The organism is Pelomonas cellulosilytica, from assembly GCF_021353265.1.
Taxonomy (GTDB): Bacteria; Pseudomonadota; Gammaproteobacteria; order Burkholderiales; family Burkholderiaceae_C; genus Pelomonas; species Pelomonas cellulosilytica.
Genome location: NZ_JAJTWU010000008.1, coordinates 247,990 through 259,723, shown reverse-complemented (window position 1 = coordinate 259,723; position 11,734 = coordinate 247,990). Strand labels below are relative to the sequence as shown.

The following is an 11,734-nucleotide window of genomic DNA, read 5'->3' as shown; positions in this document are numbered from 1 at the left end:
TGAGGGCGACCGCGGGTGCGTATGGCTCTCTTTAATCAAGGAGCGTGCCAAGGCATCGACGCCCGCGGCTTTCGAGAAAACCTGACCCAGATCAAAGACTTGGCGCTGCCGGGTGCTTTTGTCGTGCGGTAACGCCGCGGGTCGCCGCACGAAGCTGTCGGTTTTGTCGCAACCGCGACGCGACATTTGCTGCGCGGGCCACGGTACCCCGGCGCACAGCCTTGGGCGCGGCGCTTGCTTGCCCTTGGCAGCCGCCACAACTCTGACTCACGCGCCATGAACCTCTTCACCGGTGAGAGTTCCGATGCCTACTTCGGCGGCGACGTGCCCGCCAGCATCCGCCCGCTGCTGGAGCGAGCCGCCGCGGCGCCCAGGGAGGAAGTGGGCTCGCTGTTGTGGACGGCCCGCGCGCTGGCGCCAACGGTGCTGCCCATCTACTACGCGCTGTACAAGCACCATGCCGGCCGGCGCGAGTTCGACCAGGCCCACGCCGCGGCCACGCGCGGCCTGCTCGAAGCGGCACGCCAGGCCGGGCTGGACACCGACTGGCGCCGCGTCACGCCGCAGACCGTACCCGCCGGCGTCGACTTCCAGCAAAACGGCCCGGCGCGCTTCTGGCTGTTCACGCTGAAGGCGCTCGCCTTCATCGCGTTGCGACGACAACTGCCGGACGAAGCCGCCGAGCTGCTCGCGCAAATCGCTCGGCTGGACACCGGCGGTGCGCGCGTGGGCGACGAAGTCATTGCCCGGCTGCTGGCCTCGCTGGGCTGAGATGCCGGCCACAGGGGCCCTCGGTCTGAGGTGGCCGATGCCGCCGCGGCCATCGGCCGCTTCAGAGAAGTGATTAGCAACGCCGGCTGCGGCATGCCTACGATCGCGCGCCGGATGCCCCGGCGTTCCGCCTGAAGGACCTGCCTGCGTGTTCTCCCGCCTCACTGCCCTGCTCTGCACCACCCTCGCGCTGACCGCGCCGGTCCGTGCCGAGAACCCGATCGTCCAGACGAACTTCACCGCCGACCCGGCGCCGCTGGTACACCGGGGCGTCGTCTACCTCTACACCAGCCACGACGAGGACGACGCCAAGGGCTTCAAGATGCGCGACTGGCGGCTCTACACGTCGCGCGACATGTCCAACTGGACGGACCGCGGCGTGGTGGCGTCGCTGGCCACTTTCCCCTGGGCCAACCAGCACAACGACGCCTGGGCGCCGCAAGTGGTCGAGCGCCATGGCAGGTTCTACCTCTACGTACCGGTGACCGTACCGGGCACCGCGCCCGGCGAGCCGCGCAACGTCATCGCCGTGGCCGTGGCGGACCGGCCCGAAGGCCCCTTCAAGGACGCGCTGGGCAAGCCGCTCATCGACCGCGGCCACGGCTTCTTCGACCCCACCGTCTGGATCGACGACGACGGCCAAGCCTACCTCTACTGGGGCAATCCCAGCCTCTGGTACGTCAGGCTGAACGAGGACATGGTCTCGTACTCGGGCGAGATCACGAAGGTCGCCAACATCCCGCGCAACTACCAAGAAGGTCCCTGGTTCTACAAGCGGCAGGGCCGCTACTACATGGCCTACGCCTCCACCTGCTGCCCGGAGGGCATCGGCTACGCGATGAGCGACAGCCCCACCGGCCCCTGGGTCTACCGGGGCAACCTGATGGACGGCAACCGCAATTCCAACGGCAACCACCCCGGCATCGTCGAGTTCGAGGGCCAGGCCTACCTATTCGGATTCAACTACAACCTCAACTTCGCCGACACGCCCCTGCATCGCGAACGCCGCTCCGTCACCGTGACGCGCCTCGACTACCGGCCCGATGGCAGCGTTGACCTGCTGCCCTGGTGGGACGACGTGGGCGTGCCGCCCCTGCATCCCTTGTCGCCGTACGAGCGCGTGGAAGCCGAGACCATCGCCTGGACCTCCCGCCTGAAGCGCGTCGAGGACCGTTCGATCTACTGGGCGCCGGGTATCAAGACGGCCCACAGCGAAGCCGTCGGCATGTACGTCACGCGCATCTCGGACCGCGACTACATCAAGGTCAACGGCGTGGACTTCGGCCCGCGCGGCGCGGCACGCTTCGTCGCCAACGTCGCCAGCGACCTGGATGGCGGCCAGATCGAGCTGCGGCTGGACAGCCCGGATGGCCCTCACCTCGGCACGCTGACCATCGCCCGCACGGGCGGCGGAGACCGCTGGCAGCAGCAAAGCGTGCCGGTGGCCGGCGCAACGGGCCAGCACGACCTCTATCTGATCTTCCACGGCCGCGGCGAGCCTACGCTGTTCAACTTCGACCACTGGCGCTTCGAGCGCCGCTGAGCCCCAGGGAGCCGGCACGCTTGATTGCCATCAATCGCGAACGATGGCGGCCACGCTAGCGTGCGGGCATGAATCCGAACCGCCCCCTCGCCGCCGGCACCGATGCCCCTGACCACCAGGCGCCGCACGGGCCGGGCCCAGGCCTGACGACGCCCGCGTCAGGCCTCAGCCAGGTGGAGGCGGCCGCGCGCCTGGCCGCGCACGGCCCCAACGAGATGGCCGACCACGAACGCCAGGGGTTCGGCGCCACGCTGCGCAACGTGCTGACGGAACCCATGTTCCTGATGCTGCTGGGTGCCGCCGGCCTCTACCTCGTCGTCGGTGACCTGGGCGAGGGCCTGCTGCTGGCCTTCTTCGCCGTTGTCACCGTGGGCCTCGTCATCGTGCAGGACCGCCGCAGCGAACACGCGCTGGACGCGCTGCGCGGCCTGGCCGCGCCGCAGGTGCGCGTGCTGCGCGAGGGCCGCGCGCAGCGCCTGCCGGCACGCGAGCTGGTGCCCGGCGACCTGATGCTGCTGGCCGAGGGCGAGCGCATCGCCGCGGATGGCTGGGTGCGCGAGACGGTGGGGCTGGGTGTGGACGAATCGCTGCTGACCGGCGAGTCCGTACCGGTGCGCAAGCACGCCGCTGCGGTAGCACTGGACGCCCCGCCCGCGCCCGGCAGCGAGGACACGCCCATGGTCTATGCCGGCACGCTGGTCGTCGGCGGCCACGCGCTCGTCGAGGTCGTCGCGACCGGGCGCGGCACGCAGGTGGGTCGCATCGGCGCCTCGCTGGCCGACATCGAGACCGCTCCGACGCCGCTGCAGCGCCACCTGCAGCGGCTCGTGCGAGCCTTCGGCGTCGGGACGGTGCTGGCTTCCGGCGCGATCGCGTTGGGCTACGGGCTGATCTACGGCAACTGGCTGCAAGGCCTGCTGTCGGCACTGGCGCTGGGCATGGCGATGCTGCCGGAAGAGTTCCCGATGGTGCTGACCGTTTTTCTCGCGCTGGGCGCCTGGCGGCTGGCCCGCGTGCAGGTGCTGTCACGCCGGCCCGCCGTCGTCGAGGCACTGGGTGCCGCCACCGTGCTGTGCGTGGACAAGACCGGCACGCTGACCGAGAACCGCATGCGGCTGCGCCGCCTTGTCACGGACACCGCGGACGTCACCCTGGAGCCCGACGCGCCTCTTCCCGAGGCCGTGCACCGGCTGCTGGAATACGCCATGCTGGCGTCCCGCCGCGGCAGCACCGATCCGATGGACCGCGCACTGCTGGGCCAGGGTGACGCCGCGCTGGCCGACTCCGAGCACCTGCACCCCGACTGGCAGCTGGCGCACGAGTTCCCGCTGACGGCCGGGCTGCTGGCCATGTCGCAGGATTGGACCGATGCCGAGGGCGTCCACCGCGTCGCCGCCAAGGGCGCGCCCGAAGCCGTCTTCGGCCTCTGCCATCTGCCGCCCGAGCGCATCGCCGCGCTGCAGGACCGACTGCGCACGCTTGGCGAGGCCGGGCTGCGCGTGCTGGCCGTCGCCGAGGGCACGGCGCCGGCCGGCAGCACGGTGAGCGACCCGCACGAACTGGACTTCCGGCTGCTGGGCTTTGTCGCCTTCGAAGACCCGCTGCGCCCCAGCGTGCCGCCGGCCGTCGCGCAGGCCCGCGAGGCCGGCATCGCCGTGGCGATGATCACCGGCGACCACGCCGCGACGGCGCTGGCTATTGCCCGCCAGGCCGGCATCCCGACGGAGGCTGGCGCGCTGACCGGCGCCGACATCGCCGCACTGGACGATGCCGGGCTGGCCGCTGCCGTGCAACGGGTGCGCGTGTTCGCCCGCGTGCAGCCGGAGCAGAAGCTGCGGCTGGTCGAGGCCTTCCGCCGCAACGGGGAGGTCGTGGCGATGACGGGCGACGGTGTCAACGACGCGCCGGCGCTGAAGGCCGCCCACATCGGCATCGCGATGGGCGTACGCGGCACGGACGTGGCCCGCGAGGCCGCCGGCCTCGTGCTGCTGGATGAAGACTTCGGCCGCATCGTCGGCGGCGTGCGCATGGGCCGCCGCATCTTCGACAACCTGCGCAACGTCATGGTCTACATCACCGCCATCCACGTGCCGGTGGCCGGGCTGGCGCTGCTGCCGCTGCTGCTGGGGCTGCCGCCGCTGATGCTGCCGGCCCATGTCGTGCTGACCGAGATGGTCATCGACCCGGTCTGCTCGCTGGCCTTCGAGGGCGCCCCCGAGGCGCCCGGCCTGATGCAGCGGCCACCGCGCCGCTCGGACGCCGGCATCGTCGGCTGGCCCATGCTGTGGCAGGGCCTCGTACAGGGCCTATGTCTGCTCGGGGCCACGCTGACCATCGACGTGCTGGCCCTGCAGGCCGGCCACGGCGAGGACGTGGCCCGCACTTTGGCCGTCGTCGCACTGACCGTGGGGAACCTCGGGCTGGCCGCCGCCAATGCGCTGTCCGGCAACGGCTGGCGGGCACTGGCGGCGCCGGGCTCTCGCATGCTGTGGGCCGTCACAGCCGGCGCCAGCGCGGTGCTGGCGCTGGCGGTGGCGCTGCCCGGCGCGAGGGCCTTGCTGCACTTCGGCCTGCCCGCGGCCGGCGACCTGGGTCTGGCCATGTGCGGCGCCGTGGTCGCGGTGGCACTGGGCGTCGCGCTGAGCCACCGCTTGCGGCGCGGCGACTGATGGGTTGAGCTTCTTCCGGCCGCGCCGGAAACAAGCTCAATCTCTGACAACACGACTCTTGACCCGCGTCAATGCCGGCCCGCCCCAGGCCGCAATGATGGCCATGCACACGCGCTGCATCGCGGTGAAGGAGAAATGTCATGGGCTACCCGAGCATCCTCGTCCATCTCGACAACGGCCGCACCACGCCCGGCCGCATCGCCACGGCGGTCTGCCTCGCCGAGCGTTTCGACGCCCACCTCACGGGGCTGGCGCCCACCGGCTGGGCCAGCATCCCGCCCGATGTGGGCGGCGCGCTCGGCCTGGCCGCCTACCAGGAAGCCACGATGGACGCGCTGCGCGAGCAGGCCGACGACTGCGTGCGCCACTTCCTCGAACAGGCGTCCGGCGGCAACCTGCGGTCCTACGAGGGTCGGGCCGACGTGGGCTTTGCCGAGGAGGTCATGACGCTGGCGGCCCGCTACTGCGACCTGACCGTCGTCACGCAGCCCGACCCCGACCTCGCCCAGTCGCCCCGCATTGCCGAGGAGTTGCTGCTGCGCTCCGGTCGGCCGCTGCTCGTGCTGCCCTATGCGGGTGACGCGGCGCTGCCGCCCGCGCCGCGGGTGCTGGTCGGCTGGAACGGCAGCCGCGAGGCGGCCCGCGCGCTGCACGATGCGCTGCCGCTGCTGAGGGCCGCCACCAGCGTGCAGGTGGCCGTCTTCGAAGCGCCGGACGACATCGACAGCCCGCATGGCGACCTGCCCGGCGCCGACATCGGCCTGTGGCTGGCCCGCCACCGCGTCAAGGTGGACGTGAACTTCGTGCCGGTTGCCGTATCGGCCGGCGAGGCGCTGCTGTCACACGCGGCCGATGCCAGCGCCGACCTCATCGTCGCAGGCGGCTACGGGCATTCACGCTTCCGAGAGGCGGTGCTGGGCGGCGTCACCCGCACACTGCTGCGCAGCTCGCCGGTGCCCGTGCTGCTGTCGCACTGAGCCGCGGCGACTTCAGCGTGCCACCAGCACCGGCACGCTGGCCATTGCCAGCACCGCCTGGCACTGGCTGCCCACGACGCCCGCCAGACGGCCGCCGAGGCCGTGGGAGGCCATGATGATGAGGTCGCAGCCTTCGCGGTTGGCCGTCGCGATGATCTCGTGGCACGGCGCCTGATCGCTGAGCACGACGCGCCGCTCGATCGCCACGTCAGCACCAATGGCGCGTTCGATGGCGGCCGCCAGCTGGCGTCCACCCTCGGCCACGATGTCCTCGCGCAGCTGCCGCGCGTCCGGATGGCCCTGCACGGCCGCCTTCACGTAGCCGGCCAGGCCGTAGTCCTTGGCGACCAGCAGCGCCGTCACACGGCCGTCATGGCCCAGGCGATGCGCCAGCGCCAGCGCGGCGTCGGCCAGCACCGAGCCGTCGGTGGCCACCAGCACATGCTTGAAAACGGCACCCATGTCAGTTCCCTGCTCCCTTGTGGTGCGGCGATGCTGCGCGCCGCCAGTGCTGCCGGCCTTGCGCTGGATCAACGCGTTGGGTTGACGTCGCTCAAAGCTGCGCCGGTGGCCGCTGGCGACGATGACCGCCATGACGCAACGCCATCTCGACCGACTGCTGACGCCCCAGTCCGTGGCCATCTTCGGCGCCTCGGACAAGCCCGCTCGCGTGGGCACGACCGTCTGGCGCAACCTGCGGTCGGGCGGCTTCCAGGGGCCGGTCGTGGCCGTCAACCCGCGGCTGGCGAGGCTCGACGGCCAGCGCTGCTATGCCAGCGCGGCCGACCTGCCCTTCATCCCCGACCTGGCCGTGCTCTGCACCCCTCCGGCCAGCATTGCGCCACTGGTGGCCGACCTGGGCGCGCGCGGCACGCGCGCGGCCATCATTGTCACGGCGGGCCTGTCACCCGCCGACAAGCAGGCCGTGCTGGACGCCGCCCGCCCCCACATGCTGAGGCTGCTGGGCCCGAACTGCATCGGCCTGTTGAGCCCGCACCTCGGGCTCAACGCCAGCTTCACGCACACCCACGCACGGCCGGGCGAGCTGGCGCTGGTGTCGCAGTCCGGCGCGCTACTGACCGCGCTGCTGGACTGGGCCAACAAGCAGCGCATCGGCTTCTCGCACCTGATCTCGCTCGGAGAGAACCTGGACGTCGACTTCGGCGACCTGCTGGACCATCTCGCTGGTGACCCGCACACCCGCGCCATCCTGCTCTACATCGAGTCGGTCAGCTCGCCACGCAAGTTCATGTCGGCCGCGCGGGCCGCGGCGCGGGCCAAGCCGGTCATCGTCGTCAAGGCCGGCCGTGCGCCGGCGGGCATGCAGGCCGCGGCCTCGCACACCGGCGCGCTGGCCGGCTCGGACCTCGTCTTCGACGCCGCCATCCGCCGCGCCGGCATGCTGCGCGTGGACACGCTCAAGGAACTATTCATCGCCGCCCAGACGCTGGCCCGCTTCCGCGACAACCCGGCCAGCGAGCTGATGGTCATCACCAACGGGGGCGGCGCCGGCGTCATGGCGGCCGATGAGGCCGCCCACCTGGGCGTGAAGCTCGCGCGGCCGGGCGATGCGCTGATGCGCCGGCTCAACACAGTGCTGCCGGGCAACTGGTCGCACGGCAACCCGGTGGACATCATCGGTGACGCCCCCGTGCAACGCTATGTGGACAGTTTCGACGCGCTGCTCAATGCGCCCGAGGCCGGCGCGCTGCTCTTCGTCCACGCGCCGACCGCCATCGTCGACAGCCGCGACATCGCCGAGGCCTGCGCACCGCAGCTGGCCCGGCACCCCGGCCGCGTGATGGGTTGCTGGCTGGGCGGTGACACGGTGGAGCCCGCACGGCGCTGCTTCGAGGCCGCTGGCATCGCCGACTACGAGACGCCCGAGGAAGCCGTGCGCGCCTTCTCGCTGATGCAGACCTACCGGCGCAACCAGATGACCCTGCGCCAGACGCCCGCCGCCAGCACACTGGCCGAGCCCGACCAGGCCCGCGCGCGGAACCTCGTCGCCGCTGCACTGGCCGAGGAGCGGGAATGGCTTGATGAAGTGGCTGCCAAGTCGCTGCTGGCCGCCTACGGCGTGCCCATCGTCGCGACCCACCTCGTGCCGCCCACGCCCGACGCGGCCGCCGCCGCGGCGCGCAGCATCACCGGCCCCGTCGCGCTGAAGATCGTGTCACCGCAGCTGCTGCACAAGTCCGATGCCGGCGGCGTGCGGCTGGACCTGGCCGACGAGGCCGCCGTGCGCACGGCCGCGCAGGAAATGCTGGCTCACCTGCAGGCCACGCAGCCTCACGCGCGACTGGAGGGCTTCAGCGTGCAGGCGATGGCCCGCCGCCCGCATGCGCAGGAGCTCATCGTCGGCGCGCATGTGGACCCGATCTTCGGACCGGTGCTGCTGTTCGGCCAGGGCGGGACCGCCGTGGAGGTCATCGGCGACCGTGCCATCGCCCTGCCCCCGCTGAACCGCACACTGGCCCGCGACCTGATCGACCGCACCCGAGTGGCGCGGCTGCTGACCGGCTACCGCGACCGCCCGCCGGCGCGGCTGGACGCCGTCTGCGACGTGCTGATCGCCGTCTCGCGGATGATGGGCGACCTGCCCGAACTGGCTGAGCTGGACATCAACCCACTGTGGGCCGACGAGCACGGCGCGCTGGCGCTGGACGCCCGCGTTCGGCTGTCGGCCGCGCGACCGGCCGGCGTCGCGCGTTTCGCGGTGCGGCCGTATCCGGCCGAGCTGGAGCGCACGCTGCTGTGGCGCGGCGGCAGCATCCTCGTGCGGCCGATCCGGCCCGAGGACGAGGCACTGCATCGCGAGTTCCTGGAGTCGGCCGACCCCGAGGATCTGCGCATGCGCTTCTTCGAGGCGCCGCACCCGTGGTCGCACGACGCCCTTGCGCGCCTGACGCAGATCGACTACGAGCGCGAGATGGCCTTCATTGCGCTGGACCCGAACGCGCCGGACGGCCGCCGCACGCTGGGCGTCGTGCGCCTCGTGCGCGACCCGGACAACACCGAGGCGGAGTTCGCCGTCATGGTGCGCAGCCGGCTCAAGGGCCAGGGGCTGGGGCGGCTGCTGATGCAGACGATGCTGGACTACGCCACCGCCCGCGGCACGCAGCGCATCATCGGTTATGTGCTGCGCGACAACCGCGCGATGCTGACGCTGGTGAAGTCCCTCGGCTTCACCACGCAGGCCGACCCGCAGCAGCCATCGGAACTGATCTACGTCAGTCGAGCGATGCCGGCGCCGTAGCGCCGTCGGCGTCCGCCGCCGCGCGCAATGGCAGCGTCAGGCGGAACACCGCGCCACCGCCCGCGCGGTTCTCGGCCGTGATGCGGCCGCCGTGGATCTCGACGATCTTGCGGCAGATGGCCAGGCCTAGGCCGGTACCGCCGGAGCCGTCCTTCGTCTGGCTCGACTGCACGAAGGCCTCGAAGATGGCCTCCAGCTCCGCCGGCGGGATGCCGGGGCCGCGGTCCGCCACGCTGACCTGCACCTCGTTGCGCATCGTCGCGGCGGCCTCGATGTCCAGCTCGCCGCCCTCTGGCGAGAACTTGATCGCATTGGCCACGACGTTGCGGATGGCCTGATGGATGCGCGACGCATCCACCTTGGCCACCAGCGGCTCGTCGGCCAGGCGCAGCGTCAGCCTCAGGCCGCGCTGCGCCAGCAGCGGGTCCAGCTCGCGCAGCACCGCCTGCACGATACCGCGCAGGTCCCAGCGCTCCAGGTGGAAGGTGCCGACGGCGCTCTCGATCTTGGCCACATCCAGCAGGTCGTTGACGAGGTGCAGCATGCGCTGACCCGACGCATGGATGTTGGAGAACATGCTGGCCAGCTTCGCGTGCTCGCGCCCGCGCGTGGCGCCCAGCTCCGAGAAGCCCAGAATGGCCTGCAGCGGCGTGCGCAGCTCATGGCTAATGTTCGCGACGAACTCGGACTTGGAGCGCGACGCCTCCTCGGCCGCGTCGCGCGCCTCGCTGGTGGCGCGCTCGGCGTCGCGGAACTCGCTGACGTCCATCAGCGTGCACAGGATGCCTGCCGGCCCCGCATCCCCCGGCACCAACACCTTCGTGACCACCATGTCGCGGCGCGAGCCGTCATGGTGCCGCACCTGGGTCTCGTAGCGGATGCGCCCGCCGTGGGCCAGAAGCCGCGCGTCCTGCTCGGCGTGCAGCGCCGCGTCAGCGGCGGTCAGGAAATGACCCACCACGCTGCCGATGACGTCGGCACGCGGACGACCGACGAAGTCCTCCCAGGCCTGGTTGACCATCACGTAGCGGCCCTCCATGTCGAACATCGACACCGGCAGCGGGCTGATCTCCAGCAGCAGGCCCGTGAAGTGGAGCTGGTGCTGCAGCCGCTGGTCCGATGCGACGCGCTCGCTGACGTCCAGCGCGCTGCCGGCGAAGCCGATGATCTGGCCATCGCCATGCAGCGGCACGACGGACACCTGGAAGTGCCGCAGCCCCCCGTCGGCGCCCGGGATGCAGACCTCATCCCGTCGCACGCCCAGGCGATCGTCCGGGCGGAACAGGTCGGCCGTGCGCAGCCGGTCCGCCGGCACGGCCAGGTCCCAGAAGCGGCGCCCGCTGGCGGGCTCCTGCACCGCACCGCTCAGCGCCCCCCAGCGGGCGTTGACATAGGTGATGGCACCCTCGGCATCAGTGCGGAAGATCAGCTCCTGCACGCTTTTGAGCAACACGCTGAGCTCGCGCTCCCGCTGGGCGACCTGGCGGTAAGCGCCGTCGAGCGCGGTGCGCGCCTGCTCGCGGGTATCCATCTCGCGCAGCAGTGCGCGCAGGCCGCCGGCGATGGCCGCCAGCGCCAGCCCCCCCACGAGGGCCAGCCAGCCCAGCCGGCCATACCAGGTGTGCAGCACGCGCCGCTCGGCCAGCTCGACGATGACGACCAGCGGCCGCGAGCGCGACGCCCGGTAGGCCACCACCTGCGTGCCCGGTTGCGCACCGGCGCCGAGGTACTCGCCATGCTCGCGCTGGGCGAGCCGGTTCTGGAACACCGGATGCCCCGCCAGCGGCCGGCCCGGCTCCAGCGCCAGCGCATCGTTGACAGCCACGAGACGGCCGTCCCAGCTGGCGAGCAGCGCGACGCCGCCCTCGTCGGCCACCGCGACCTGCTGGAAGTTGGCGAGCGCGCCGGGGTTGATCAGCGCCACCAGCAGCAGCGGCCGACCGTCCGGCCCGCTGAGCGCACGCACGAGCGGCAGCATGCCGACGCCGGCCGGCGGGCGCGTAGCGTCGCCTGTGGCGAGGTCGGCCAGGCTGCGGCCGGCCTGCAACGCAAGCATCCGGTCCTTGCCCTCGCGCGGCGACGGTGCCAGGCGGGCCAGGTCCACGCGCAGGCCTCGCTCCGCAGGCACCGAGCTGGCGAGCACCGTGCCGTCCTGCGCCAGCACGGCCACGCCGCGCAGGAAAGGCAGGCTGCTCAGCAGGCTCTGGCTCAGAAGGTGCTGCAAGGGCTCCGGCTGCGACGAGCGCTGCTGCCCGATGCCCTCGTCAAGCGTCTGCAGGATCAGCGCGGCCGAATCGACGGTGCGGGTGACGTGGTCCTCCAGCGTGCGCGCGATGAGCTCTACGCGGTTCTCCGCATTCTCCAGCGCCTCGCGCCGCTCGTACGCCGCCAGCGCCACGAGCGCCGCCACGACCGTGAGCGCCACCAGCACGGCTAGGCCGATAGCCAGCAGCCGGGCGCGGCCAGGCACGGGCCGGGTGGGCTGCGGCGGCGCGGAGCGGCTGCGCAGCAGCAT

The 11,734-nt window shown here is 71.8% G+C and carries 7 protein-coding genes; 5 read left to right on the top strand and 2 right to left on the bottom strand.

All coding sequences use genetic code 11. The annotated features are described in order from the left end of the window. Nucleotides 1-276: 276 nt before the first annotated feature. From LXT13_RS20315 to LXT13_RS20300, 4 genes are all read left to right on the top strand, one after another. Nucleotides 277-771, top strand: a complete 495-nt coding sequence (locus tag LXT13_RS20315; RefSeq protein WP_233373875.1) for a hypothetical protein — start codon at nucleotides 277-279, stop codon at nucleotides 769-771. 148 nt (nucleotides 772-919) lie between these two features. Continuing rightward, on the top strand, nucleotides 920-2,314 hold the full coding sequence (locus tag LXT13_RS20310) for a glycoside hydrolase family 43 protein (protein WP_233373874.1): 1,395 nt from the start codon (nucleotides 920-922) through the stop codon (nucleotides 2,312-2,314). A gap of 68 nt (nucleotides 2,315-2,382) precedes the next feature. Beyond that, nucleotides 2,383-4,983, top strand: coding sequence for a cation-translocating P-type ATPase (locus tag LXT13_RS20305; protein WP_233373873.1), 2,601 nt, complete (start codon nucleotides 2,383-2,385; stop codon nucleotides 4,981-4,983). A gap of 140 nt (nucleotides 4,984-5,123) precedes the next feature. Further along, entirely contained in the window at nucleotides 5,124-5,960 is an 837-nt protein-coding gene (locus tag LXT13_RS20300) for a universal stress protein (protein WP_233373872.1), read from the top strand. A 12-nt stretch (nucleotides 5,961-5,972) separates the two neighbouring features. On the opposite strand, the gene LXT13_RS20295 is transcribed toward LXT13_RS20300, so the two are convergent. Further along, nucleotides 5,973-6,554, bottom strand: coding sequence for a universal stress protein (locus tag LXT13_RS20295; protein ID WP_233373871.1), 582 nt, complete (start codon nucleotides 6,552-6,554; stop codon nucleotides 5,973-5,975). Here LXT13_RS20295 and LXT13_RS20290 point away from each other — a divergent pair. After that, entirely contained in the window at nucleotides 6,553-9,219 is a 2,667-nt protein-coding gene (locus tag LXT13_RS20290; protein WP_233373870.1) for a bifunctional acetate--CoA ligase family protein/GNAT family N-acetyltransferase, read from the top strand. The two genes, LXT13_RS20295 and LXT13_RS20290, sit on opposite strands and share 2 nt — an antisense overlap. Here the strand turns inward: LXT13_RS20290 and LXT13_RS20285 are convergent. Next, on the bottom strand, nucleotides 9,194-11,734 hold the full coding sequence (locus tag LXT13_RS20285) for a PAS domain-containing sensor histidine kinase (RefSeq protein WP_233373869.1): 2,541 nt from the start codon (nucleotides 11,732-11,734) through the stop codon (nucleotides 9,194-9,196). The two genes, LXT13_RS20290 and LXT13_RS20285, sit on opposite strands and share 26 nt — an antisense overlap.

Bases quoted from the DNA above. Each gene is read 5' to 3' on its own strand.
- LXT13_RS20315 (WP_233373875.1), top strand. From the start codon at position 277: ATGAACCTCTTCACCGGTGAGAGTTCCGATGCCTACTTCGGCGGCGAC.
- LXT13_RS20305 (WP_233373873.1), top strand. From the start codon at position 2,383: ATGAATCCGAACCGCCCCCTCGCCGCCGGCACCGATGCCCCTGACCAC.
- LXT13_RS20300 (WP_233373872.1), top strand. From the start codon at position 5,124: ATGGGCTACCCGAGCATCCTCGTCCATCTCGACAACGGCCGCACCACG.
- LXT13_RS20290 (WP_233373870.1), top strand. From the start codon at position 6,553: ATGACGCAACGCCATCTCGACCGACTGCTGACGCCCCAGTCCGTGGCC.
- LXT13_RS20295 (WP_233373871.1), bottom strand. From the start codon at position 6,554: ATGGCGGTCATCGTCGCCAGCGGCCACCGGCGCAGCTTTGAGCGACGT.
- LXT13_RS20285 (WP_233373869.1), bottom strand. From the start codon at position 11,734: ATGCTGCTGCGCAGCCGCTCCGCGCCGCCGCAGCCCACCCGGCCCGTG.